Raw genomic sequence first — 26178 nt, 5'->3', positions numbered from 1 at the left:
CGGTCCCTCACAGTCGACAAAATACGAGAGAGCTGATCGCAATTACAAAGCTGCCGGCCTGCGAAGAATCGTATTACGCACCGCGTTTTCACACAGCCAGGGTCACCAGGCGTCCTCGCCGTGCCGAGAAATCAGGTCCGCTGTAAGTGCCTCAGGCGACAATCGGAGTTACTGTGCTCCCCAGTGTCTCTTGACCGACGCAGAGCGGATACGCTCTGTCCTCCTCCCAACGTTCGGGTCGTGCCAGGAGGGGACTTTCGGCGACCTTGCTGCGGCCGGCATCGAAGGGAAGCCATTACACAGCGGCCCGCGCGAGCATGCCGCCGCTTTCCGACATTGCGGCCCGCCTCTGCCGGACGGGCGCAGGACAGATGGCGGCGCCTGCCACCTGGGCGAAGACCTGACCTATTCCGATCAAAACCGGCTGTTCGTGGGCGATCTCTCCCCGCATGGCCAGCGCTTCCAGGGTCAGAGTCTCGATCCTTTCCCCGGGGTGGGAGACAGCCGTCATGACAACGGCCGGCGTTTCCGGCGCGAGACCCGCAGCGACAAGCTTCGCAGCCGCCACAGGTCCAGTGCGCGCGCCCATGTAGAGCATCAACGTGCTCCGCGGGTCGGCGAGGCGCTGCCAGTCGATGTCATTCGGCAGCCCGCCCATCCGGCTGTGGGCCGTCACGAACTGCAGCGACTGGGCGCAGTCGCGGTGGGTGAGCGAGACACCGAGCCGAGCGGCGGCGCCGATGGCGGCGGTAATGCCGGGCACCACCGTGACCGGAATACCGGCAGCCTTCAGTTCCGCGATCTCCTCCCCCGCGCGCCCAAAGATCATCGGATCGCCGCCCTTCAGGCGCACCACGCGCTTGCCCTGCCGGGCGAGCTTCACCATCAGGGCGTTGATCTCTTCCTGCTTACAGGAGATGCGCCCGCCGCGCTTGCCGACCAGCATCCGTCGCGCCTCGCGGCGCGCCAGGGCCAGCACCTCGTCGGACACCAGGTCGTCGAATAGAATGACGTCGGCACCTTGCAGTGCGCGCACCGCGTTCAGAGTGAGGAGACCAGCATCGCCCGGTCCGGCGCCAACCAGGGTCACGCCGGGCATCGCGTCTTCGCAGATGCCGCCCGCGAGGCTGCGCAGCCGCGCGGCCGTGTCGCCGGAGGGTGATTCAGTGAAGGCCAGTTCGGCGAAGCTGCGCCAGAAGGCGCGGCGGCGATCGGCGCTCGGCAGGAGCGTTTTCAATCCGGCGCGGCAAGCCTGCGCAGCGGCAGCCCAGGCGGCGAGGCCGTCGGGCAGCAGGGTTTCGATGCGACGTCGGATCGCCTGACCCAGCACCGGCGCCGCGCCGCCGGTGGAAATGCCGACGACCACCGGCGAACGGTTCACAATGGCGCCAAACTGGAAGTCGCAGAAGGCGGGCTTGTCGATGACGTTGCAGGGCACACCCGCGGCGCGGGCAGCGGCAGCGAAACGCGCGGCTCCGGTATCGCCCTCGATATCTGCGACGGCGAGGGCAGCACCGGCGAGATCGTCCGGCCGCAGCGCCTCGAGAGACGCGACACTGACGATGCGCGCACCCGCGGCGGCCAGGAGTTCTGCCTTCCAGGCCGCCGCGGCCGAGCCGCCCACGACGACCGCGCTGCGGTTTCGCAGGGAGAAGAAGACCGGCAGCACGGCAAGCGGGTCGATGCGCGCCCGGCCTCCCACATCGGAGACAGCGGGGCGCGGTTCCAGGTGCGTTTCACTCGGCGGCGGCAACGCTGACATGATCGATCAGTCCTTGGATTTCGGCGCGGCAGGAGCCGCAGTTGGACCCGGCGGAAGTCGCCGCGCCGACGCCCTCGACACTGCCGGCGCCGCCGGCGAGCGCGGTGAGGATGGCGTTGCGGCCCACCGCGAAGCAGGAGCAGACGATGGGCCCGGGATCGGCAGCGGCCTGGGACGGCCGGCCGACCAGCAGGCTGCAGCGTCCGGTGCCCTCGAGCTGGCCTCTATCGAACTGCCGGCAGACCCAGGCACGCGATGCGGCGACCGGTTCGGCCGCGACATAGAGAAGTCCCAGCGGCCGCGCGCCCGCGAAGGCGGCGAAGCGGTGGCTGCCTTTGTCGGCATCGACGTAGGCGAGGAGTTCCACGTCTTCGCCATCGCCGAGGCCGAAGAGCTGCCCAGCGAAGGCCTGCCAGTCGGCCGGGTGCGCCCTGCCGCCCAGTTCGAGGCGCCAGCCCGACTCGGTGCGCGCCACCGCCCAGTAGTCGGCGTCGATGCCGGCGGGACGGAGCGCCACCACGGCGAAGCCGTACCAGACTAGGTCCACCGCCTCGGCAGCCACCCGCGTCATCTTCAGCGCCGGCTGACCCGAGTGCGGGTCACGGCGCGACGAAACGAGAGCATCGACGCGGCCGCTGCTCGCGGTCTGCGCTGTCCAGTGCATCGGGGCGAAAAGCTGGCCGGGCTGCTGGCGTCGGGTCACCACCGCGCGCGCGAGGTAGTCACCGCGATGGTTGGAGAGCTTCAGCAGGCCGGCGGGTACGACGCCGAGCACCTTCGCGTCGTCGGGGTGAATTTCCACGAAGGGCTCGGCGACGTGTTGGGCGAGGCGCGGCGAGCGGCCGCTGCGGGTCATGGTGTGCCACTGGTCGCGCACACGCCCGGTGTTGAGAAGGAACGGCAGCGTTGAAGACCGCGGTTCGGGCGGCTTCACGGCGACGAACCTCGCGCGCCCGTCTTCCGTGAAGAAGCCGCCCTCGGCGAAGAAGCGTTGCTGCCCCTGCTTCTCGCCTGCGCGCAGCGGCCACTGGAAGGGTGCCGCCACGTCGTAGGTCTCCGCCTCCCACTCGAGGCAGCCGGAAAGGTCGAGATCGCGGGCGCCGTCGTTACCCGCGGCGGTGAGTGCGGCGTATTCGCGGAAGATCTGCCAGGGAGAATCGTAGGCGAAGGCCGCGCCCCAGCCCAGCGCGGCCGCGACATCGCAGAGGATGCGCCAGTCCGGCTTCGCTTCGCCGGGCGGCGGCAAAAACGCACGTTGGCGCGAGATGCGGCGCTCGGAATTGGTAACCGTGCCGTCCTTCTCACCCCAGCCCGCCGCAGGCAGCAGCACGTCGGCCAGTTCCGTGGTGTCGGTACGGGCCTCAACGTCGGACACTACCACGAAGGGACAGGTCTTCAGCGCGGCGCGCACCTTGTCGGCCTGCGGCAGGCTCACCGCCGGGTTGGTCGCCATGATCCACAGCGCCTTGATGCGGCCTTCGGCCACGGCGTCGAACAACTCGACGGCCTTCAAGCCCGGCTGCTCGGGCATCGCCGGGGCCCGCCAGAAGCGCTGCACCAGCGCGCGGTGCGCCGGGTTCTCGATCTCCATATGGCAGGCGAGCTGGTTGGCGAGGCCGCCGACCTCGCGCCCGCCCATGGCGTTGGGCTGGCCGGTCAGCGAGAAAGGTCCCGTGCCCGGTTTGCCGATGCGTCCGGTCAGCAGGTGGCAGTTGAGGATCGCGTTCACCTTGTCGGTGCCGCCCGCCGACTGATTGACGCCCTGGGAATAAAGTGTCACCACCTGGGGACTGAGCGCGAAGAGCCGGTAGAATGCGAGCAGCTCCGCCAGGCTCAGGCCCGTCAGCCGAGCAGTCTCGCCGAAGCTGGTCCGCTGCGCCGCCGCCAGGGCCTCGTCGAACCCGCTGGTGTGGCGCGCCAGAAAGTCCTGGTCGACACAGCCGCTTTCCTGCAGCCAGCGCAGCAGGCCGTTGAAGAGGGCGACGTCGGAGTCGGGTTTGATGGCCAGATGCATGTCGGCCAGTTCGGCAGAGGCACTGCGCCGCGGATCGATCAGAACGATGCGCATTCCCGGCCGTGCCGCCCTGGCATCGGCCAGGCGCTGGGCCAGCACCGGATGGCACCAGGCGAAATTGCTGCCGACCGCGACCACCAGGTCGGCCTGCTCCAGGTCTTCGTAGCAGCCGGGCACGGTGTCGCTGCCGAAGGCGCGGCGGTGGCCGGCCACCGAGGATGCCATGCAGAGCCGCGAGTTGGTGTCGATGTTGGCCGAGCCGATGAAGCCCTTCATCAGCTTGTTGGCAACGTAGTAATCCTCGGTCAGCAGCTGGCCGGAAACATAGAAGGCAACGGAGTCCGGCCCGTGCTCGGCGATGGTGTTGTGGAAATTCTGCGCCACGGTCGCGACCGCCTGATCCCAGCTGACGCGCCGGGCGCCGATCATGGGATGCAGGAGGCGGCCGTCGTGCCCCAGAGTCTCAGCGAGCGCCGCACCCTTGCCGCACAGGCGCCCTTTGTTGGCCGGGTGATCGGGATCGCCGGCGACAGTCACCTGCCCGTTGCCGCTCTCGATCGCGACGATGCCGCAGCCGACCCCGCAGTAAGGACAGGTCGTCCGGGTCTTCTTTCGGGCAAGACCGTCGGGCATGGTCCTGGTCCTAGGCCGCGCGGCTGGCCATGCGGGCGAGGTCGAGCAGCAGGCGCCCGCCCTCGCTGCGCAGCGGCACGGTGGCGACACGCCCCTCGTCCGGCGCCTGAACCTGGCCGGTAGCGAGATCGATCACCCAGTTGTGCAGCGGACAGGTGACCGAACGGCCGTGCACGATGCCCTGGCTGAGGGGCCCACCCTTGTGCGGGCAGCGGTCGTCGAGGGCATAGACATCGTCGGCTGCCGTGCGGAACACGGCGATGCAGCCCGCCGGCGTCTTCACCACCCGGGCGCCGCGGCGCGGGATGTCGTCCAGCGCGCCGACGTCGATCCAGCGGCTCACCATCATGTCCATAGGGGCATGTCCATCACGCCACATCCTCCAGGGCCAGCTCGGCCATCGGCTTGAACTCGTGGGCGTCCAGCCCCTGCACCCGCTCGGCCCAGGGGTCGCTCTGCGAGAATTTCTGCGAGAAGACGAAGCGCGCGAAGAGCGCCTTGCGTTTGGCCGCGTCGTCAACGATCTGACGGCGCACGGTGGCGACGCCGACCCGGGCGGCCCACTTGTAAACCCGCTCCAGGTAGCGGCCCTGCTCGCGGTAGAGCTGCAGCAGCGCGCCGCAATACTCGATGACGTCGTCCTCGTCCGGCACGGTGCAGAGCAGATCGGTGCCCTTCACGTGCATGCCCGCGGCGCCCGCGAAGTGCAGCTCGTAGCCGGAGTCGACGCAGACCACGCCGAAGTCCTTGCACGTCGCCTCGGCGCAATTGCGCGGGCAGCCGGAGACCGCGAGCTTCACCTTGTGCGGCGTCCAGGACCCCCATAGGAACCTTTCCAGCTTCACGCCCAGCCCCGTGGAGTCCTGGGTGCCGAAGCGGCACCAGTCGGTGCCGACGCAGGTCTTCACCGTGCGCAGCGACTTGCCGTAGGCGTGGCCGGAGACCATGCCGGCGGCGTTGAGATCGGCCCAGACGGCGGGCAGGTCTTCCTTCTTCACACCCAAGAGATCGATGCGCTGGCCACCGGTCACCTTCACGGTCGGGATGGCGAACTTCTCCGCCACGTCGGCGATGGCGCGCAGCTCGGCCGGCGAGGTGAGGCCGCCCCACATGCGCGGCACCACCGAGTAGGTACCGTCCTTCTGGATATTGGCGTGCACCCGCTCGTTGATGAAGCGCGACTGGCTGTCGTCGAGATAGTCGCCGGGCCAGGTCGCCAGCAGGTAGTAGTTCAGCGCCGGGCGGCACTTCGCGCAGCCGCAGGAGGTCTTCCAGCCGAGCTCCTGCATCACCGCCGGCATCGAGCGCAGTTCGTGCGCGACGATGAGGCGGCGCACCTCGTCGTGGCCGAGATCGGTACAGCCACACACCGGCGATACCGCATCACGCGCGTAGCCGTCGCCAAGGGTCAGCTCCAAAAGCTGCTCGACGAGACCGGTGCAGGAGCCGCAGGAGCCGGAGGCCTTGGTGTGGGCCCTGACGGCGTCGAGGCTGCTGTGGCCGCCGTCGCTGATGGCGGCGACGATGGTTCCTTTGCAGACGCCGTTGCAGCCGCAGATCTCTGCCTCAGCCGGCAGCGCTGCAACGGCCGCCGTAGGGTCCAGCGGGGACCCTCCCGCATAGGCCGGACCGAAGATCAGGGTGTCGCGCAGCCCGGAGATGTCGCTGCCGTCCTTCAGCAGCTGGAAGAACCAGGCGCTGTCGCTGGTATCGCCGTAGAGCACCGTGCCGATGATGCGGTTCTCGGCCAAGATGAGTCGGCGGTAGACATTGCGGGAAGGGTCGCGCAGCACGATCTCCTCGCGCCCCTCGCCCTCTGCGAAGTCGCCGGCCGAGAAGAGGTTGATGCCGGTGACTTTCAGCTTGGTGGAGATCGCCATGCCACCGTAGACCGCTGCCGTATGACCCATGAGGCGCGCGGCCAGTACCTTGGCCATCTCGTAGAGCGGCGCGACCAGGCCGTAGCAGACGCCGCGATGCTCGACGCACTCGCCGACGGCGAAGATATCGGGATCGTCGGTGCCCATGGCATCATCCACCACCACGCCGCGGTTGACCGCGAGGCCCGCCTCCTTGGCAAGGCCGGCGTTGGGGCGGATGCCGGCGGCCATGACCACCAGGTCGGCGGGCAGTTCCCGCCCGTCCTCCAGCAGCACACCGGTGACCTGGCCCCCCTCTAGGCCGCCACCGAGGATCGCCTTGGTGTTGGCGCGGGTGATGACGTGGATGCCGCGCGCCTCGACCGCACGCTCCAGCAGGTAGCCGGCGCTGGGATCGAGCTGTCGCTCCATCAGGGTCGGCATGAGGTGCAGCACAGTCACTTCCATGCCGCGCGCCTTCAGGCCCGCCGCCGCTTCCAGACCGAGGAGGCCGCCGCCGATGACCACCGCGCGGCCGCCTCTGGCCGCCGCGGCCAGCATCTTCTCCACGTCGCCCTGGTCGCGATAGGTCAGCACCTCGGGCAGCCCGGCGCCGGGCACAGGGAGGACGAAGGGGCTGGAGCCGGTGGCGATCAGCAGCTTGTCGTAGGCCAGTTCGCCACCGTCGGCACTGCGCACGGTCTTGGCGGCGCGGTCGATGGCGGTGACCAGCCGGCCCTTCAGCAGGGTCACGCCGTGCTTCCCGTACCAGGCGTCGTCGTGAATCACGATCTCTTCGTACTCTTTCTCGCCCGAGAGCACCGGCGAGAGCATGATGCGATCGTAGTTCACCCGCGGCTCGGCGCCGAAGATGGTGATGTCGTAGAGACCCGGCGCCTTGGTCACCAGTTCCTCCACCACGCGACCGGCGGCCATGCCGTTGCCGACCACGACAAGTTTCTGTCGGGACGCGCTCATCAGGCGGCTTCCTCCTCTGCTGTCGCGTCATCCTCCGCCGAAACGTCTTCTTTCTCTTTGGGGGCGGGCTTGGCGCCGCCTTCATAGGCCTCGAGGAAGTCGAGCAGCTCCTCGCGGTAGGCGTAGTACTGCGGATGATCCAGCAGGGCCTTGCGGGTGCGCGGGCGCGGGATATCCACCGTCATGACGTTGCCGATGGTCGCGCGCGGGCCGTTGGTCATCATCACCACGCGGTCGGCCAGCAGGATCGCCTCGTCGACGTCGTGGGTGACGCAGACCGCCGTCACCTCGGTGCGCCGCCAGACGTCCATCAGCACCTCCTGCAGCTCCCAGCGCGTCAGGCTGTCGAGCATGCCGAAGGGCTCGTCGAGCAGCAGCAGCTTGGGCGAGAGTGCGAAAGCGCGCGCGATGCCGACGCGCTGCTTCATGCCGTTGGAGAGCTCGGCCGCCGACTTGTCCATGGCCTCGCCGAGCCCGACGCGGGCGAGATAATATTCGACGATGTCACGGCGCTCGCGCGCGCTGGCATGGGGATAGACGCGGTCGACACCGAGGGCGACGTTCTCCCGCGCCGTCAGCCAGGGCATCAGCGAGGGCGCCTGAAAGACCACGGCACGGTCCGGCCCGGCATCGGAGATCTCCTTGCCGTCCAACACGATACCGCCGTCGGTGACCGGTGTCAGACCCGCCGTCATCGACAGCACGGTCGACTTGCCGCAGCCGGAATGGCCGATGAGGGACACGAACTCTCCCTGGCGCATCTTGAGGTCGAAGGAGTCGACCACGGTCAGCGGACCCTTGGGCGTCGGGTAGACCTTCTGCAGCCGGAAGAACTCGACGTAGCCACGATCGATGGGCGACTGCGCCGCCTCTCGCCAGGCCGGCGGCGGCGGATCACTCTGGGTGATCGGCGCCACCTTGGGCAGTTCCACCACCACCTCCGACTCGGCGCCGCGCTCCAGGCCGACGCCCATGAGGTACTGGGTGATCTCACCGCGTAGCTTTTTGTAGGCGACATCATGGTTCATGGCGGCGCGATCGCGCGGGCGCGGCAGATCAACCTTGAAAGCCGGCCCGAAGGTGGCGTCCGGCCCGGGCTTCAGTGGCACGATGCGGTCGGCCAGCAGCAGCGCCTCGTCGACATCGTTGGTGATGAGGACCACCGTTTTGCGGTCGTCCTCCCAGATGCGCTCAATCTCGTCCTGCAGCTTGGCACGGGTGAGTGCGTCGAGCGCCGAAAGGGGCTCGTCGAGCAACAGGATCTCCGGGTTCATCGCCAGGGCGCGCGCCACCGCGACGCGCTGGCGCATGCCGCCGGATAGCTCCGCCGGGCGGCGGTCCAGGGCGTGGCCGAGGCCGACCATGTCGATGTAATGGCGCACCTTGGCGGCGCGCGCCGCCTTCGGCAGCGCCTTGAAGGCGGCATCGACGGCCAGGGCGACGTTGCCGTACACGGTGAGCCAGGGCATCAGCGAGTAACTCTGGAACACCACGCCGCGGTCCGGGCCGGGACCGCTCACCGGCCGCCCCTTCAGCAGCACCTCGCCGGTATCCGGCGCGATGAGGCCGGCGATGGCGGAGATCAGCGTGGTCTTGCCGGAGCCGGAGAAGCCGAGAATGGCGACGAACTCGCCCTCCTCGACCGTGAGGTCAATGTCCTTCAGCACCGCCGTGCGTCCACTGCCTGCACCGTAGGCCTTGGAGACACCCTTCAGTTCGAGAAATGCCATCGGAAGTCTCCTAGCGCGTCGCCGAATGGGTGAACATCGTCTGCAGGGCCAGCATCATGCGGTCCAGCAGCACCCCGATGACGCCGATGGTGAGCACCGCCACCATGATCTTCGCAAGCGAGGAAGACGACCCGTTCTGGAACTCGTCCCACACGAACTTTCCGAGGCCGGGGTTTTGCGCCAGCATCTCGGCGGCGATCAACACCATCCAGCCGACACCCAGCGAGAGGCGCAGGCCGGTGAAGATGAGCGGCAGGGCTGATGGCAGCACGACCTTGAAGATCTTGCTGCTCCACGACAGCTTCAGCACGCGGCCGACATTCATCAGGTCCTTGTCGATGGAGGAAACGCCGTGGGCGGTGTTGATGAGGGTCGGCCACAGCGAACAGAGCGTCACCGTCACCGCCGAAACGATGAAGGACTTTGCGAAGATGCCGTCGCTGCTCGACATCAGGGCGGAGACCACCATGGTGACAAGCGGCAGCCAAGCCAAAGGCGAAACCGGCTTGAAGATCTGGATCAGCGGATTGAGTGCCGAGTTCACGCTGGGCGAGAGACCGCAGAAGATGCCGAGCGGCACCGCTACCAGGGTGGCGATTAGGAAGCCCATGGCAACGGTCTGCAGCGAGGTGACGATCTGATCGAGATAGGTTGGATGACCGGTGAACTCGCGGAACTTAACGTCCTCGGCGCGGCCGGCAGCAACCAGCTTGGCGTTGCGCTGGTCCTGGCGTTCGTAGAAAGCGGCCGCCTTCGCGCGCTCGCGCTGGTGGTCGGCATAGAGGTTCTCGACCTGCTCCCACACCGCAGCCGGGCCGGGAATAGCCCCCAGCGAGGTATTCACCATTGGTGCCGTCTGCGCCCAGAGCGCGAGAAAGAGGCCGATGCCGAGTAGCGGCAGCACCAAGCTGCGCCACACCTCTTTCAGGTTATGGCGCGCCGATTCGCCGGCGGCGATCTTCAAGAGCGGCGTCACCCAGCCGAGCGCGACCAGGTTGAGGTAGAGGTCGAGCCTGCCGATGAGGGCAAAGAGGCGCGCGCGCCGCTCGGCGGCGGCTTCCGCGGCATCAAGCCGGGGGACGCTGTCGATGTCGGTGGCCGTCATGAGGGGATGTCTCTCCTTGGGGGTGCCTGAAATCGCGGGCATTTGCTCAGGCCGTCATCCCGGCCAAGCGAGCGCAGCGAGCGCGAGCCGGGATCCAGAACAACCACACCGTCGCTTGCCCCTGGACCCTCGGGTCAAGCCCGAGGGTGACAACTGAAGAAGGTGGAAGTGCCGTCGCGTCCATGGCCTCAGCCGCCCACCACCGCGTTCTGGGCGATTTTCTGGCTGCCCTTCAGACCGATCGGGAAGAGCTCCAGATAGGCGTTGGGCTGGCGGCCGTCGAAGGTGATGCCGTCGATGAACTCCCTCTGCGGTGCGCGAAAGCCGTCGCTTTCCCAGGGGAAGTCGGCCTCGGCAGCGTTGCCGTCTTCGACCACCAGACGCGCGGCCTCCAGGTAGATGTCCGGGCGATAGACCTCGCGGGCGACGTCAAGGTACCAGTCGTCGGACTTGTGCTCGGTGATCTGGCCCCACCGGCGCATCTGCGTCAGGTACCAGACGGCATCCGAGAGGTAGGGGTAGGTCGCGTAATAGCGGTAGAAGACGTTGAAGTCCGGCACCGCCCGCTTGTCCCCCTTCTCGTACTCGAAGGTCCCGGTCATCGAGTTGGCGATGACCTCCGCATCGGCGCCGACGTACTGCGAGCGCGCAAGGATCTCGACCGCTTCGCGGCGGTTGGCATTGTCGTTCTCGTCGAGCCACTTGGCGGCACGGATCAACGCCTTGGTGATCGCCAGCGTGGTGTTCGGATACTGATCGGCGAACTCCTTGGTGATGCCGAAGACCTTTTCCGGATTGTTCTTCCAGATCTCGAAGTCGGTGATCACCGGCACGCCGATACCCTTGAAGACCGCCTGCTGGTTCCACGGCTCGCCAACGCAGTAGCCGCTGATGGTGCCGGCCTCCAGGGTCGCCGGCATCTGCGGCGGCGGCGTCACCGAGAGCAGCGCCTCGGCCTGGATCTGCCCGGTGATGTTGTCTTCCGAGTAGAAGCCCGGGTGGATGCCGCCGGCAGCCAGCCAGTAGCGCAGCTCGTAGTTATGGGTCGAGACCGGGAAGACCATGCCCATGTTGAAGGGCTTTCCCTCGGCCCTGAACTTCTCGATGACCGGCTTCAGGGCGTCGGCCTTGATGGGATGTACCGGCTTGCCGTTCTCGTGCGGGATGTGCGACTTCATCATCTCCCAGACCTCGTTCGACACGGTGATGCCGTTGCCGTTCAGGTCCATGGAGAAGGGGGTGATGATGTGGGCCTGGGTGCCGAAGCCGATGGTGGCGGCCAGCGGCTGGCCGGCCAGCATATGGGCGCCGTCCAGCTGGCCGGTGATGACACCGTCCAGCAGCACCTTCCAGTTGGCCTGCGGCTCCAGCGTGACGAAGAGGCCCTCGTCCTCGAAGTAGCCCTTCTCGTAGGCGATAGCCAAGGGCGCCATGTCGGTCAGCTTGATGAAGCCGAACTTCAGCTCGTCCTTTTCCAGGTCAAGCATCTCGGCCTGGGCCGGCGCCGCGGCGCCGGCCAAGGAAATCCCGAGGCCGAGCATCAATCCGCGTAAGGTGGAAACGATCTGCATGGCTTGTCCCCTGTTGTCCTGAGCCGGCTTTCGCCCGCTTGCCGTGAGGCCAAAAAAAAACCGCCCGACCTGTCGCGCCCAAAATCGGGGCTGAGGTCGAGCGGCTGTGCTCGGGTGCTCCTGCGGCGGAGCGGTCACAGAATTCGATTATTCGGAGGGTCGGCCGCCATTGGCCTGTTCCCGAATGATGCAGTGCACGCTAAGCCAGTCAGGCGCGCCTGTCAATGAAAACGTCTAAATTTTAAGCATGTCCTATGCGTGCCTATGAATTGGGCACGCATACTCACCGGCGGCTCAAGGCCTCTACTTGCTGCCCAGGAGACCCCGTCCGGTCGGCCCGGCGGAAGCCAGGTAATCCTCCAAGCCGTTGGGATCGAACACCGTTCCATCGAAGAAGCGGTCTGGCCCGAGATACAGCTTGCCGGCGCGAGACGCGACGGGGGTCTCGGCCGCCAAAGCACCCTCGACCTTCTCGCTGGCCCCCGGGAGGTCGACTCCGGCCGGGCCGAGCGCTTCGCGGTAGAGGTCGGGACGGAAGGTTTGCCGCACCGCGGCAAGACGCTCGGCGCTGTGCTCGACCTGCCCGGCACGCACCATCTGGGCATAGATCCACAGCGCGAAGGAGCGCCAGGGAAAGGTCGCCGCCTTACGGTGCAGGACGAGGAAATCCTCCACCAAGCCCTGGCGCCCCCCCGGCGAGAGCGTGAGCCGGCCGTTCAGCGAGCGCTCGATGACCTCCGCCGGAAGGTCGAGGTAAGCCTCGCGTGCCAGGATTTCCGAGAGGGTCACGTGGTTCTCCGGCCGGTCGGCCCAGACCGCCGCCTTCGCCAGGGCGCGCAGCAGGGCAAAGAGCGTGTCGCGGTGGGTCTCGGCCCATTCCTGGCGCAGACCCAGCACCTTCTCCGGCGCAAACTGCCAGATCCGCGCGCCGGGCAGCACGATCTCCGCCAGTTCGGCATCGACGGCGACGCTGTTCCACGGCTCCCCCACGCAGAAACCATCCAGCTTGCCGGCGCGCAGGGCATCGACCATCAGCGGCGGCGGGACCACGACGATCTCCACCTCGTTGCCGGTGGCGAGCCCCGCGTGGGCGAGGGCATGGCGCAGCTCGTAGGCGTGGCAGGAAAAAGGGAACGGCACACCGAAGGTCAGCGGCGCCCCGCGCCGGGCATGCAGCGCGCGCACGCCGGCCGCCAGCCGGTCCAGCGCCTGCAGCGTAGCGGAGGCACCCCCGCCCTCGGGCGCGTCAGCCATGATGCCCGCCAGCTCGCGCGAGACCGAGAGGGCGTTGCCGTTCACGTTCAGCACAAATGGGGCGACGGCCTCATGTGCCACGGAGCCGAGGCCGAGGCGCATGGCGATCGGCATGGGCGCCAGCATGTGGGCGCCCTCGAACAGGCCGAAAGCCACCTTGTCGCGGATGTTGGACCACGAGGTCTCGCGACTCAGCTGCAGTTCAACACCTTCGGCCGCGGCAAAATCCAGCTCCCGCGCGGCGACGAGTACCGCCGCGTCCACCAGGGGAATGAAGCCGATACGGACCTGGCGCCGGCTCAAGAGAGGAGCTCCGCGGCGGTGACGACGCTCTGGGCGATCTCCGAGATTTTCCGGCTCTGGCTCATCGCCGCCTTGCGCAGCAGGGCATAGGCCTCTTCCTCGCTGATGCCCTTGGCCTTCATGAGAATACCTTTGGCGCGGTCGATCACCTTGCGCTCGGCCAGCGCCGCCTTGGTCGCCTGCAATTCCGACTGCAGCCGCGAGAATGTGTTGAAGCGGGTGATGGCGGTGGCGAGGATCGCCTTGATGCGCTCCTTCTTCAGGCCGTCGACCACATAGGCGCCGACCCCCGCCTCGACCGCCGCCTCGATCATCGACATGTCGCTCTCGTCGACGAACATGGCGATCGGCCGGCGGACCAGGCGCGAGACCTCGAACATCTGCTCGAGCACGTCACGATTGGGGTTTTCCAGGTCGATGAGGATGACGTCGGGCGCGAGCTCGCTGAGGCGCTCCAACACGCCGGACATCTCGGAAATATGGTGAATGTCGCGGTAACCCGCTTCGCGCAGGCCTTGCTCGATGACGTCCGCGCGTTCCCGCTGCGGGTCAACCACCGCGATCTTCATCGTGGAAAGACTGTTCTCCACCCTGATCCCACCATCTGCCGGTCTGTTGCGCCAGCCTTAACCATGATGGGCGTTTGTCCCCCCAGAGACATTTATTATTGTCGCTATAAAGGCGGGCGCTTAAGGACACGTCAAGTCGGAGATTATCCGTTCTTTTGGCAACTCGGGTCGCAGGAGGCGGATCTGCCTTAGATCTCCCGGGCCTGCCGAGCACTACCCAAGTAGTCGCCCGGCAGGCCGGCGCCCAAAAAGGGATTACTCGTCCGCTCCAGGTCTTGGTCGTGTGGAAATTCCTGCCGCGGAACGGGCTCGTGCTGACCGGATCAACAATTTGACGCCGATCCGGGAAATCGCCTATTCAGCCACCACCGGGCTGGAGGAGGTTCAGTCGGGTCCATTGGCGGGATCTGACAGCGTCACCGCGGGTAGATGCGCCCGGATGGCTCCTCTCATGCCTTCATTGCCGCCACCAGCGGAAAAGACCTGACTGCGACGCAGCCAGCCGCGGCTGCGGGCCTAAACCACTAGCCCAGTTCTCGGCCTCCTCTCGGCAAAAAGCTTGTCGTTGGCAGTTGCCGTCCGCAAAGGGTCAGAAGCCGCCCTCACTGTGCTCGTTCTCAAGGTCCTCTCAAGAAACCTCAGCGGACAATCTCGGCAACCTGCGCTCCAATTTCGCCTTACCGAAGCTGAGGGGACATGCCCTGCCTAAACCTCGATGTCGGGGTTGTGCCAGCAGCCGACACCGCCTTCTTAAAGGAGCGCTCCTCCCCCTAAGCAATTCTAGTCACAACGCGCGATCATGCCGACGTCGACGACAATCTCAGTGCCGGTGACGAAGCTCGCCTCGTCGGAAGCACGGTAGAGCGCGGCATTGGCGGTGTCGCGGCCGTCGCCCATGAAGCCGAGGGAAATGCGCGGCACGCGCTGTTTCAGCAGGGCGTCGACGTCGCCTCCGGCGCGCTGCCCGACCAGCCGTGCCTCGACTATCGACGTGTGCAGTTGCCTGCTGTCGGTGACTCGCAGAGATGGGCCGCGGCAGCCGCAAGCGCAACTAGCTGGCGTCGAGGCTTCCCCGGCTCAGCAGGGAATCGATGATCTCGGCATCGCTGGTGCCCAGGCTCGAGAGGTCACTTCCCTGCAGGACAATGCCCGCGGTCGCTGTTCCTGCCCCGGCACCGTCGGCATCGACGGTGATCGTCGTGTTGCCGCCGGCGAAGCTGAAGTCCAGATAGGCATCCAGCGCCGCGCCGTCCTCGCTAGCGACGCCCGTCAGCAGACCACGCAGGTCGAGCAGGTCGCCGTCGCCCGGCGGGCCGACCGCGAAGCCAAGGATGACGTCGATGTCGCCGATCGCATCACCGCCGAACACGAAGGAGTCACCGCCGTCGCCGCCAATGAGGGTATCGTCGCCATCACCGCCGATGAGCGTATCGGCGCCAGCACCGCCATAGAGCACATCGGCGTCCGCCCCACCCTCCAGTCTGTCGGCGCCCCCGAGGGAGTCGTCGGGATCGGTACTGTCGCCATAGAGGACATCGGCGCCACCGCCACCGAGCAGCAAGTCATCACCGGCGGAGTCGACGAGGATCGCCGTTCCGCCGTCAAAGGCCGCAGCGTCGCCGACGATCACGTCATCGCCCGCCCCGCCGTCGAGCGTGTCGTCGCCGCCGTGGGTGACGCTCGCCGTGCCGCCGAGCGAGAGCGCGTCGCCGGCAAGAGTGTCCTCATTGTAGGATCCACGAATGAAGTCGTCGCCGGCGGAAGCGTCTGTTGGTGCCAAGTTCACCACGACCGCATCGCCACCGTTGAGAGCCAGGGCATCACCGGAAATGATATTGTCGCCGGAGTCAACGGCATCGATGACGTCGCTGCCCGCCACTGCCAGCGCCGCCGCCGTGTTGGTGACTCGTGCAGTGCCGTTGCGGCCGCTCGCAAAGGCGTCGCCGGCGATGATGTTGGTGCCGCTGTTGTCCGCCCCGATGGTGTCGTTGCCAGCCCCGGCTCCGGCACCGGCCGCCTCGTTTACCACCTCGCTGAGTCCTGCCTCGCCGGTGGTCAGCGCGTCGCCGGCCAGGAGATTGTTCCACTGGCCACCCATGACCACATCACCGCCCGCATTAGCTTGTGCGCCCTCCGACGCCGTGGCGCTGTTGGTCACGCGCGCCACGCCACCAACGCCCGCGGCCAGCACGTCCCCGGCCATGGTGTCGTCGCCGCCGCCGTAGTGGTCAGCAATGTCGCCGTTGAGGGTGTCGGCGTCGGCTAGCGCCCAGGCAGTACCGCCGGCCTCGGCGCTGTTGATCACCTCGGCCAACGCGCCGCTGGCACCTGCGGCGAGCGCGCCGCCGGAGATCACATGCGTGGGCCAGCCGCCGTAAATCAAGTCTCCGCCAGCCTCGGCCAGACCTGTCTCTTCCGCTCGCGCCGTGTTGGCCGAAGCCGCCCGACCGGCCGTTCCCAGGGCGAGCGACTCGCCCGCGGCAAGGCCACCGCCCTGCACCGAGCGCAGATCGTCGCCACCCGCGGAAGCCTCCCCAGCGGCGAAAGCTTCGGCAAGGTTGTCGCTCACGGCCTCGGCTCCGTCGCCGCTGGCCAGCGCGTCACCAGCCAGGCTGTCGGACCCACTCCAATACAGCCCGAGGGTATCATCGCCAGCGGAGGCGAGCCCGCTGCCGTCAGCGGTGGCGGCGTTGCCCGCCAGCGCGCGCGCCTCCGCCGCCAGCGTCAGGGCATCACCTGCCACCAGGTTATCGCTGGTGGGCACCCGGCCGGACGAGGGCGAAGCCTGAAGTGCGTCGTTGCCGGCCTGCGCCGAACAGTTCGCTGCTGCGGCAAGAGCCGTATTGGTCACGGTGGCGTCGCCCCCGGAAGGATCAGTGGTCGCAGCGTCGCCGGCCAACACGTTGGTACCGGCGTAGCCGTCGATGGTATCATTGCCGGCAAAGGCCTCGGCACGGCCGATCTCGCCGCCGACAGCACTGGCCCGCGCGAAGTTCTCAGCGGTGGCGGTCCCGCCCGCCCCAATGGCCAGCGCATCGCCGGCGACGCTGTCGTTGTCGTGGCTGAAGAGATCGATCAGGTCGCTGCCAGCTGTGCCGCTGCCGGTGGTGAAGCTGGACGGCTGGAAGACGACGTCCACGGCCGCGCTGTTGGCCACTGTGGCTGCACCGGCCGCACCGCTTGCCAGGGCATCGCCCGCGACAATGTTGGTCGAGGGCCCGTCACCGCCGGTAACCGTATCGGTGCCGGCCGCCGCCGTGCCGCCGGGGCCGCGCGCCACACCGATGACCGCGACGCTGTTCTCCACGTCTGCCTCGCCGCCGGTCCCGGTCGCCAGGGCATCACCAGCGACGGTGTGGCTGCCGGGCCCGCGTGGAGCCGTAAGCTGGATTGTGTCACCGCCGGCCCCGCCATCCTGTGCGAGATTCAGCACTTCGGCGCGGCTGCCACCGAGGGCCAGAGCATCGCCGGCCAGGATGTCGAGGCCCCCCTCGCTGAGGATAAGGTCGCTGCCGGCGGACGCGAGGACGGTTCCCTCGGCAAAGTTTTCCACGCGCGCGATGCCCGGGCCCATCACGGCCGCGTCGCCGGCAACGCGGTCCCGATCATGGCCACCGATAATCACGTCGTTGCCGGCCGTCGCGCCGGAGCCCATGACGCGGTTCACCGTCACGGCGAGCGAGTCCGTCTCACCCCAGGCCAGGGCGTCGCCGACCAGCAAGTTGCCACCCTCGCCGCCGTGGAGAGTGTCATCGCCGGCCTTGCCGCTATCGGTGGTGTTGTCGGCCGACGCCTCGGCCCTGCGGCGGTGGGAGATCGCCAACGCATCGCCGGCGAGTTTGTCTGCCCCCGTGCCACCGTCGAGGCTGTCGGCGCCGACGGCAGCGTCGATCACAGAGTTCGTGATCCGGTTGGCCGCCGTGGCGGTCGCAAAACCGGCAGCCTCGGCCAGGGCATCGCCGGCCAGCCTGTCGTGGCCGTCAAAGCCGGTGAGGCTGTCGTTACCTGCACCACCGTTCGAGGGGTTGGGGCCATCGACGGTGAGCCCGCTGCCGCTGTTCTCCGCCATCGCTTCGGCGATGCGGCCGCTGGCCAAGGCGTCGCCGGCCGCTAGGTCGCTGCCGGAGCCGGCCTCCACAACATCGTTGCCCGCCCAGCCGCCTCGGGTCCCGTTCACCGCGCGGGCGAGGGCCGCACCCTCAGGATGATCCAGAGGCGCGACAGCGAGGGCGTCGCCGGCGAGGCTGTCCGTGCCGGGGCCGCCGGCGAGACTGTCGCTGCCGGCGATACCGTCTGAAGTGAGGTTGCGGGCAAGCGCGGCGGCGGGCCCGGCGGTAGCAAACGCTAGGGCCTCACCCGCAAGGCGATCGGCGCCGGTACTGCTACCGCCACCGCCGTGGACGCGGTCGACGCCGGCACGGCCGCCAAAGTCAGCGCGGTTGTCGGCCTCGGCGACGGCGAGGTCGGTGCCCGCGGCGAGGGCCTCCCCCGCCAGATGGTCGTCGTGGCCGCCGCCGCCGAGACTGTCGCTGCCGCTTGGTGCCAGAGTATCGGCGCTATCTTGATTCGCCGCAGTGGCGACAGCGAGCGCCGCGGCCTGGAGCGCCTCGCCGGCGAGCAGATCGTCGCCGCCCGCCCCGAGCAAGGTATCGTCATCAGCCGTCCCGGCCAGGGTGTCTGGCCCCGGCCCGCCTGACAGTACGAAAAAGGCTCCAAAGTCTTGAGACAGAACCGCCACCCCGAGCGCGCTGCGGGTGTTCGGCTCGTCGTCCGCACCCGTTTCGGCCCACCCAGCCGAACCGTCGCTTCCCTTGGCCTGTGCCATCTCAGCTCTCCCAGTTGCTTTGGTCTGCCTTCGCAAGGCTCGGGCCACGACGAGCGGAAGGCCAGAAACCAAATTGAGGCAACTGGTGGCTGCGGCAGCGCAAGAAAGACGTCACATGGTTGTCAAGATTGTGACCGTCCGACGAAGGTCACCGATACCGACATTCAATTAAAGCACTGATTTGAGTGCTAGGTTCTGGCTGGGCGCCGCTCTCCACGCCAGGACCGGTGCTAAAGGTGGTTACAGTCGTAGACCAGACCTACGCCGACAGGCCGTTGACTCCGCCTTTATGCCACGAAGAGAAGTTCATGGCCGCTTAGAGCATGTTCGCTTTCGAGAATTGAGCCGACCTTACCCACCCAAATGCCCGGCGTGACGGCAACCCCGAGTAAGGGTTGGGCGCTTGCCGCCTTAACCGGATTGTGGCACATTCCTGTTCACGCGCCCTGCAAGCCTCTGATTTGGTTGGATAAAACTGACGGCTTGGAATCCAGCCCCCCAGCCACTCCCCAGAAAACTTCCGCAAGAACAGTCAATTGCAGGGCGCCGTATCGCTCTCTGTGCAAAGGGTGCAATCACTTTTGCGGCGCTTTCCGGCGGTCCCGAAACCTGATCCTCAGTTCTCAGGGCCAGCTTGCTGAGTGGTCAGGTTTCCCGCCAGGCCTTCATGATGCTGTCGCGTAGCGGCTGGACGAGGTAGTCGAGCGGGGTGCGCTCGCCGGTCTTGATCATCACGTCGGCCGGCATGCCGGGCTGCAGCTTGTGGTCGCCCAGGCGGGCCGCCTCGTTGTCTGGCACCACCACGCGTGCCAGGTAGTAGGCCTCACCGCTGCGCTCGTCCTCGAAGCGGTCGGCGGATATGTAGATTACCGAGCCCAGCAGGCGCGGCGTCGTGCGCTGCGGGAAGGCGGTGAACACCACGTCAGCCTCCTGGCCGGCGAAGAGGTTGTCGATGTCGACCGGCCGGATTTTCGCCTCGACGATCAGCTGGTCGCCAACCGGCACCAGTTCCAGGACCGCCTGTCCCGGCCGCACCACCTGCCCCTGCGCATAGACCTGCAGGCCGACGACGATGGCGTCTTCCGGCGCGCGCACTTCCAGGTGGTTCAGGATGAAGCTGGCCGCGGTTACACGCTCGCGCAGGTCCAGGATCTGCGCCCGCGTTTCCCTAAGCTCCTGCTCGACCTGCTCGCGGAAGTCCTTCCCGAGTTGCAGGATCTGCAGCTTGGCCTCACTGATCGAGGTCTTCGCCGCAGCGATTTCGGCGATCAGTTCGCCCCGTTCGCCGCCCAGGCGGGCGGCCTCGCGCTCCAGTGCCAGCACCTTGGGCTTTTCCGCGTAGCCTTTTTCGAGCAGGGACTGTTTTGCCGCCAGTTCTTCGTTGATCAGGTCCATCTGGCGGCCCTTGGACTCCTGCTGGGCGCGATAGCCCGCGATCTGCTCCTCGATCTGGCCGATGCGCTGGGTATAGATTTCGGTCTCACCGCGCAGGGTTTCGCGCCGCGCCATGAACAGGCTCTCCTGGTCGCGCAGGATCTCGCGGATGTGCTGCCGGTTCACCCGGTCGGCGAGGGCATCGGGCACAATGATGGCCTCGGCGCCGTCGCGCTCGGCCAGCAGTCGCGCCTCGGCGGCCAACGCCTGGTCCAGCTTGATCTGCACGATGGCCAGCGACGCGCGCGCCTGGGTTTCGTCGAGGCGCAGCAGCAGGTCGCCACGCCGCACCGCGTCGCCGTTGCGCACCAGGATCTCGCGGACAATGCCGCCTTCCAGGTGCTGGATGGCCTTGCGGTTGCTGTCGACCATGACAGTGCCTGAGGCGATCACGGCGCTTGACAGATCGGCGGTGGCCGCCCAGCCAAAGAAGCCGCCGAAGGTCAGCACGATGACGGCAAGGCCGGCCAGCACCACGCGGCGGGTGCTGGTGGGGGCTTCGGCGGGCAGGTTGGATTCCGAGGTCATGCCTGCGCCGCCTCCGCGCGCCGGGACGCAGCGGCAAGCCGCTGCACTTCTGCCGCCGGCGCGCCCTTGGCAGGCTTCGGCGGCTTGGGCACCGCGCGGGTCACCTTGGGCAGTACCTCCGGCGTCGCGCCAAAGTGTTCGATCAGCCCGTCGCGCAAGACCAGCAGCTTGTCCATGCTGCCGAGTATCGCCGGCCGGTGGGCGATCAGCACCACCGTGGTCCCCTGCGCCTTCATCGCCTTCACGGCGCGGCGCAAGGCCTCCTCGCCCTCGCTGTCGAGGTTGGCGTTGGGCTCGTCGAGCACCACGAGCGCCGGGTTGCCGTAGAGGGCGCGCGCCAACCCGATGCGCTGCCGCTGGCCGCCGGACAACGCCGCCCCGCCCAGCCCGATGCGGGTATCGTAGCCCTCGCCCAGGTGCAGGATCATCTCGTGTACGCCGGCCCGCTGCGCCGCCTCCACCACCGCCCTGGGATCGGGCTCCGCAAAGCGTGCGATGTTCTCCGCCACCGTGCCGTCGAACAGCTCCACGTCCTGCGGCAGATAGCCCAGGTGCGGGCCCAGCTCGACGTGATTCCACTCGCTGACGTCGGCGCCGTCCAGGCGCACGGCGCCCGACGCCGGCGCCCAGATGCCGACCAGCAGGCGCGCCAGCGTCGACTTGCCGGCGGCGCTGGGCCCGATGATGCCGAGCCCTTCGCCGGCTTCCAGACCGAAGGAGATGCCCTTCAGCACAGGCTTGGTCACGCCCGGCGGCGCGGCGACTAGCTTCTCGACGGCGATCGTTCCTTTCGGCCGCGGCAGCGGCATGGAGGGTGCCGGCCTCCTGTCGTCTTCCAGGAAGGACTTGAGGCGCGTCCGCGCGGCGCGCGCCAGGACGAAGCTGCGCCAGTTACCGATGGCGCCTTCCACCGGCGCCAGCGCGCGACCCATCATGATCGAGGCCGCGATCATCACGCCCGGCGTGATCTCCTGCTGCAGCGCGAGGTAGGCGCCGGTGCCGAGGATCGCCACCTGCAGCACCGGCCGGACGAATTTGGCACCGGCGGTGAGGATGCCGCCGCGGTCGCTGGCCTTGGCCTGGGCGGCCAGCGCGGCCTGGTGGCGCGCCAGCCAGCGACGCTGCAGGCCGGGCAGCATGCCCATGGCCTCGATCACTTCGGCGTTGCGCAGGGTGTTTTCGGTGAAGCCGTGGGCGGCCGCGCTGTCACGCCCGGCCTCGCGCAGCGGCCCGCGCGTCGCCAGCTCGCTAAGCACCGCCAGGGCGAACAGCACCACCGCCCCGGCCAGTGACACCAGACCCAGGTAAGGGTGCAGGACGAAGATGATGGCCAGGAACAGCGGCGTCCACGGCGCATCGAAGAAGGAGAGCAGCCCGTTGCCGGTGAGAAAGCCCCGCAGCGTCTCGAGGTCGCGCAACGGCTGCGGTTCGACGCTTTCGCTGTGCTGCAGGTGGCGCCGCAGCATGCCCTCGAACAGCCGGCCGTTCAACCGTCGGTCAAGGCGTGAGCCGATGCGCACGAAAACGCGCGCGCGCACGAGCTCCAGCAGCGCGGAGGTGAGGATCATGCCGACCGCCACCACCGTCAGCATGACCAGCGTATGAGAGCTGCCGGAGGTGAGGACGCGGTCGTAGACCTGCATCATGTAGAGCGGTCCCGTCAGCATCAGCAGGTTGATGAAGAAGCTGAACAGACCGACGGAGCCGAAGGCGGCCCGCACGTCCTGAAAGGCTTCCGACAGCGGGTTCTCGGGCCCCTTGGCTGGCTTATCCGTCATAAATACTCGGTCCTTGCCCTGTCGCCTGGACACGCCCTACCGGCCGCCCGCCCATCGGACAGGGTCGATTCATTTGCGCGTTCGCCGTTGATTGCCTGATTAGCAACCAAGGCCGTTACACCCGTGTGGCCGAAATATGACGCTTTCCGGAAGCGACCGGGCCATGGCCTGAAAAGACGGGGCGGCGGCGCCGTCCTGGCACCGCCGCCCTTTTGCATCAGGGAACGCTTATCCGGGTCACACCGGTCAGGCGACGTTGAACAGGAAGTCGTCGTCGCTGAGGTCGTCGGTCTGGACGCCGACCAGGCGCAGCTCGTCGCCGGCGACGGCATCCAGGCTGAAGACCACGTCGCCGCCGTCGTTCACCGCCAACGAGATCAGCGCCGTGAAGTCGGTGAACGAGAAGCCGTTCAACGCGATCATGTCGTCGCCTGGCTCGAAGTCGGTCACCACGTCGAAGCCCGTGCCGGCGTCGAACACGAAGAGGTCGTCGCCGTGGCCGCCGGTGAGGGTGTCGTCGCCCTCGCCGCCTGCCAGGGTATCGTCGTCGCGCCCGCCCAGCAGCAGGTCGTCTCCCGCACCGCCGTCCAGGCTGTCGTCGTCGTAGCCGCCGTCGAGCGTATCGTCGCCGCCGTCACCCACCAGGGTGTCGTCGCCCCGGTCACCCAGCAGCAGGTCGTCGTCGTTGCCGCCATCCAGGTAGTCGTCGTCACGCCCGCCGTCGATGGTGTCGTCGCCGTCGCCGCCGTCGACCTCGTCGTCGCCGCGGTCGGCGAGGATAAGGTCATCCCCGTCGCCGCCCGCCACGTAGTCGTCGCCGCGGCCGGCATCGATGACGTCGTCACCGTCGCCGCCGTCCAGGCTGTCGTCGCCGCGGTCGCCGATCAGGGTGTCGTCGCCGTCGCTGCCGAACAGCAGGTCGTCGTCGCGACCGCCGTCGACCCAGTCGTCGCCCTCGCCGGCCAGCACGCTGTCCTCGCCGCGGTCGCCGGAGATCGTATCGAAGCCCTCGCCGCCCAGGATGACGTCGTCGTCGCGACCGCCGTCAAGGCTGTCATCCCCGTCGCCGCCGTCCAGGGTGTCGTCGCCCCGGTCGCCCAGCAGCGTGTCGTCGCCGCCATAACCCAGCAGGAAGTCGTTGCCGCGGGTACCCTCTAGGAGCAGGCCATCGTCTTCGCCCGGCTGTTCGCCGCCGCTGTCGGGGCCTTCGGTGGTGAAGTTCCAGGTCGTGCTGTCGCTGATCCCGGCGTAGGGATTGCCCGAGGTGGCACCGCCATCGGACTGTCCCTGAACGAGGATGTTGTCGATCGCCCACCACCAGTCGTTGCCGGCCTCGATCACGCCGAAGGAGATCACCACATTGCTGGCCCCTTCGGGGTTATCCAGGTTGATCGTGAGGGTCTCGTTGGTCGCGTCTTCCTTGAAATCGGGATCGCTCGGATCGGAGGAGAAACGCAGCACCTCGACCGACTCGCCGCCGTCATAGGAGACCGTCAGCACCGCCTTCTGGCTGTCTTCATAGCGCCAGCTCGAGTCGAAAGTCAGCGTCAGGCTGCCCGCCGCGACAGTGCTGATATCGATCGCAGGCGTCCGCATGTAGGCGTTGAACAGGTTCGGATCGATGCCGACGGCGCCGTCATCATACTCATCCGGATCCGCCACCATGACGGTACCGCTCCCATTGACGAAGCCGGACCGGCCCTGATCCGCCGCTGCATTGACCCAGGAGCTCTTGTCCATGAAGGTCCAGCCGAAGAACTCGGTTACCCCGCCCCCGGGCGTCGTATTGTCATGTGTCCAGCCTTCCGGTGCTTCGGCCGTGAAGTCGGTACCGTCACCACCGGTTTCGTTCACGAAGGGATCCAGCGTCAGCCCCTCGAAGTTCTCCGAGAACAGGGTGGTCAGGGAGGCGGTGTCCCGCAGGGCGCCGGCATCCACCTGCACGTAGTAAGCAGTGCCAGGCTCCAGATCGGCGGAAGGATCGATGGTCACTGTCTTGCCGTCGATGGTCACCTGGTCTGAGGTGACGTCGATGCTCTCGACCACGGAGTCGTCGCTCGCCCGGTAGATGACGATGTTGCCGTTACCAGCAACGATCGGCTCGTTGAACTCGATGGTCAGGTTGCCGTCCGCCGGCACTGCCGCGGCATCGTCAGCGGGGCCGAAGGAAACCGCTTCCGGCGCCACCGTGTCGGCCTCCGTGGTGAAGTTCCAGGCGGTGCTGCCCGACAGGCCGTAGAAGTCGTTGGTGCCGTCGGTGAAGGCCCCGGAGTCGATCTCGACATAGTACTGGGTCTCGTAGGCCAGATCTTCCGGCAGATCGACGGTCACGGTGTCGCCGTTTACGGTCACCGCCGCCGAGGTAACATCGATGGTCGCGACGATGGCATCGTCAGACAGCTGCTTGATGACGATGTTGCCGCTGCCGGCCTGAATGTTCTCGCTGAAGCGGATGGAGATATCCGTGCCCACCGACACGTTGCCGGCGTCGTCTTCCGGCAGCAGGATGTCTTCAAGCGTCGGCACCAGTGGATCGGCCGCTCCTTCCAGCAAGGAACCGCTGACCAGGCCGTCTTCGGACAACTCGAAATCGATCCCCAGATGGTCCAGGATGGTGGTCACGACCGATGTCGCCGGCACCGCTTCGTCGAACTCCTCCAGCTCCTTGTTCGCCGCGATGAAGGTCCGGCGCTCCGAGTCCGTCTGACCGCCGTGGCCGCTGCCGGTTAGCGGGTCGCGGCCATGGTCCGTCGTGACCAGGATCAGCCAGTCCTCGCCGGGGTTTTCCGCCATGCGCTGGTCGACCGCGTCCTTGATGGCCTGCAGCTGGGCCATGGCCGTCGCCAGGGCGTCGTTGTATTCCTCACCGAAGCCGTAGCCGTGCCCGGCACCGTCCACATCGTCCAGGTGAACGAAGGTAAAGTCCGGCGCCTCGTCCAGGATAAGATCAACGACCGTATCGGTCACTGCCTGGTCGGAAATCCCGCTGACGACCTCGTCGATGACCGCCTCGTCTTCCAGCAGTCCAGCTTCGCGGGAGAAGTGACCATTGTTGATCGGCGCCCAATGAACGACCGATGCGATGTTGGCATCGGGAATGGCGGCGTCGATCCGCTCGAAGATGCTGTCGACACCTCCTTCGACCGGCGCGTTGTTGTTGCTCTCGACACCGTGCTGATCGACCCAGGTGCCGGTCAGGATCGTCGACCAGCCCGGGCCGCTGGAGGTAGCCTGCTCCGTTTCGCTGCCGACTTCGCCGCCGACATAGGACTCGACGATGTCGAGACCCAGCAGTGCCTCGACCTCTTCCTGAAGGCCGAGCAGAAGCAGCTTTTCCAGCTGTGCGCCGTCGATGCCGACCAGAATTGCCTTTTGTGTCATGTTTCCTCGCGGATTTGCGTTGATCTATGCGTTGCCGTGGGAGGCGTCGTGCGAGGCGAGAGGCGCCCGGTGTCTCCGCTCGCGCGGATCGGCCCCGGACGAAACAAGCCCCCGCGTCACCCCCCTCTTGGCGCGGCGATCCACCGGCGATGGTCCGGTGAACAGAGAGCGATTAACGGGAAGCGCGATGACAGTCGTACAACCGGGTATGTGATTGAGCTGTGACGCTTTTTCTGCTTCGCAGCGCCGCTAGATGCGCTGTTGATTCGTCTTCTTCGTTTTGCTTAGATAGACGCAGGGCGACGGCGCCTTCTCGGCGCCGCCGCCCTTTTGCATCAGAAAGCGCTGGTCCAGGTAACGCCGGTCAGGCGACGTTGAACAGGAAGTCGTTGTCGTGGAGGTCGTCGGTGTTGAGGCCGACGAGGCGCAGCTCGTCGCCGGCGATCTCATCCAG

General features: G+C 67.2%; 14 protein-coding genes. All 14 read right to left on the bottom strand.

All coding sequences use genetic code 11. The annotated features are described in order from the left end of the window. Nucleotides 1–295 precede the first annotated feature (295 nt). A complete protein-coding gene (cysG, locus tag WDC82_RS13160) occupies nucleotides 296–1762 on the bottom strand; it encodes a siroheme synthase CysG (protein WP_340117795.1) in 1467 nt (488 codons plus the stop codon). After that, the gene (locus WDC82_RS13155) at nucleotides 1737–4409 is read right to left on the bottom strand and encodes a molybdopterin-dependent oxidoreductase (RefSeq protein WP_340117794.1); all 2673 of its coding nucleotides are present in this window, start codon (nucleotides 4407–4409) and stop codon (nucleotides 1737–1739) included. Before WDC82_RS13155 ends, cysG begins: the two co-directional genes overlap by 26 nt. 10 nt (nucleotides 4410–4419) lie before the next feature. After that, a complete protein-coding gene (nirD, locus tag WDC82_RS13150; RefSeq protein WP_340117793.1) occupies nucleotides 4420–4764 on the bottom strand; it encodes a nitrite reductase small subunit NirD in 345 nt (114 codons plus the stop codon). A 13-nt stretch (nucleotides 4765–4777) separates the two neighbouring features. Next, a complete protein-coding gene (gene nirB, locus WDC82_RS13145; protein ID WP_340117792.1) occupies nucleotides 4778–7246 on the bottom strand; it encodes a nitrite reductase large subunit NirB in 2469 nt (822 codons plus the stop codon). Further along, complete coding sequence (locus tag WDC82_RS13140; RefSeq protein ID WP_340117791.1) at nucleotides 7246–8976, bottom strand: nitrate ABC transporter ATP-binding protein; 1731 nt, start codon at nucleotides 8974–8976, stop codon at nucleotides 7246–7248. Before WDC82_RS13140 ends, nirB begins: the two co-directional genes overlap by 1 nt. Nucleotides 8977–8986: 10 nt before the next feature. After that, nucleotides 8987–10081 carry an ABC transporter permease subunit gene (locus tag WDC82_RS13135; RefSeq protein WP_340117790.1) on the bottom strand — a complete coding sequence of 365 codons (1095 nt, stop codon included), beginning with the start codon at nucleotides 10079–10081 and terminating at the stop codon, nucleotides 8987–8989. A 188-nt stretch (nucleotides 10082–10269) separates the two neighbouring features. Continuing rightward, the gene (locus WDC82_RS13130; protein ID WP_340117789.1) at nucleotides 10270–11652 is read right to left on the bottom strand and encodes a CmpA/NrtA family ABC transporter substrate-binding protein; all 1383 of its coding nucleotides are present in this window, start codon (nucleotides 11650–11652) and stop codon (nucleotides 10270–10272) included. Between the two features lie 303 nt (nucleotides 11653–11955). Then, the gene (locus WDC82_RS13125; protein WP_340117788.1) at nucleotides 11956–13209 is read right to left on the bottom strand and encodes a CmpA/NrtA family ABC transporter substrate-binding protein; all 1254 of its coding nucleotides are present in this window, start codon (nucleotides 13207–13209) and stop codon (nucleotides 11956–11958) included. Continuing rightward, entirely contained in the window at nucleotides 13206–13778 is a 573-nt protein-coding gene (locus WDC82_RS13120; protein ID WP_340117787.1) for an ANTAR domain-containing protein, read from the bottom strand. Before WDC82_RS13120 ends, WDC82_RS13125 begins: the two co-directional genes overlap by 4 nt. Before the next feature lie 780 nt (nucleotides 13779–14558). Continuing rightward, on the bottom strand, nucleotides 14559–14714 hold the full coding sequence (locus WDC82_RS13115) for an SDR family oxidoreductase (protein WP_340118144.1): 156 nt from the start codon (nucleotides 14712–14714) through the stop codon (nucleotides 14559–14561). 115 nt (nucleotides 14715–14829) lie between these two features. After that, a complete protein-coding gene (locus WDC82_RS13110; protein WP_340117786.1) occupies nucleotides 14830–18603 on the bottom strand; it encodes a calcium-binding protein in 3774 nt (1257 codons plus the stop codon). Nucleotides 18604–19248: 645 nt separating this feature from the next. After that, a complete protein-coding gene (locus WDC82_RS13105; RefSeq protein WP_340117785.1) occupies nucleotides 19249–20565 on the bottom strand; it encodes an HlyD family type I secretion periplasmic adaptor subunit in 1317 nt (438 codons plus the stop codon). Next, nucleotides 20562–22343 (bottom strand): type I secretion system permease/ATPase, encoded by a 1782-nt coding sequence (locus WDC82_RS13100; RefSeq protein WP_340117784.1) that lies wholly within the window; start codon nucleotides 22341–22343, stop codon nucleotides 20562–20564. Before WDC82_RS13100 ends, WDC82_RS13105 begins: the two co-directional genes overlap by 4 nt. 246 nt (nucleotides 22344–22589) lie before the next feature. Then, complete coding sequence (locus WDC82_RS13095; RefSeq protein ID WP_340117783.1) at nucleotides 22590–25724, bottom strand: Ig-like domain-containing protein; 3135 nt, start codon at nucleotides 25722–25724, stop codon at nucleotides 22590–22592. Nucleotides 25725–26178: the final 454 nt, after the last annotated feature.

Source organism: Pelagibius sp. 7325, assembly GCF_037652055.1.
Classification (GTDB): Bacteria; Pseudomonadota; Alphaproteobacteria; order Kiloniellales; family Kiloniellaceae; genus Pelagibius.
This window is presented reverse-complemented; position numbering and strand designations above follow the sequence as displayed.

Bases quoted from the DNA above. Each gene is read 5' to 3' on its own strand.
- WDC82_RS13110 (WP_340117786.1), bottom strand. From the start codon at position 18,603: ATGGCACAGGCCAAGGGAAGCGACGGTTCGGCTGGGTGGGCCGAAACG.
- WDC82_RS13140 (WP_340117791.1), bottom strand. From the start codon at position 8,976: ATGGCATTTCTCGAACTGAAGGGTGTCTCCAAGGCCTACGGTGCAGGC.
- WDC82_RS13155 (WP_340117794.1), bottom strand. From the start codon at position 4,409: ATGCCCGACGGTCTTGCCCGAAAGAAGACCCGGACGACCTGTCCTTAC.
- WDC82_RS13095 (WP_340117783.1), bottom strand. From the start codon at position 25,724: ATGACACAAAAGGCAATTCTGGTCGGCATCGACGGCGCACAGCTGGAA.
- WDC82_RS13130 (WP_340117789.1), bottom strand. From the start codon at position 11,652: ATGCAGATCGTTTCCACCTTACGCGGATTGATGCTCGGCCTCGGGATT.
- WDC82_RS13135 (WP_340117790.1), bottom strand. From the start codon at position 10,081: ATGACGGCCACCGACATCGACAGCGTCCCCCGGCTTGATGCCGCGGAA.
- WDC82_RS13120 (WP_340117787.1), bottom strand. From the start codon at position 13,778: ATGAAGATCGCGGTGGTTGACCCGCAGCGGGAACGCGCGGACGTCATC.
- WDC82_RS13105 (WP_340117785.1), bottom strand. From the start codon at position 20,565: ATGACCTCGGAATCCAACCTGCCCGCCGAAGCCCCCACCAGCACCCGC.
- WDC82_RS13100 (WP_340117784.1), bottom strand. From the start codon at position 22,343: ATGACGGATAAGCCAGCCAAGGGGCCCGAGAACCCGCTGTCGGAAGCC.
- nirB (WP_340117792.1), bottom strand. From the start codon at position 7,246: ATGAGCGCGTCCCGACAGAAACTTGTCGTGGTCGGCAACGGCATGGCC.
- cysG (WP_340117795.1), bottom strand. From the start codon at position 1,762: ATGTCAGCGTTGCCGCCGCCGAGTGAAACGCACCTGGAACCGCGCCCC.
- nirD (WP_340117793.1), bottom strand. From the start codon at position 4,764: ATGGACATGATGGTGAGCCGCTGGATCGACGTCGGCGCGCTGGACGAC.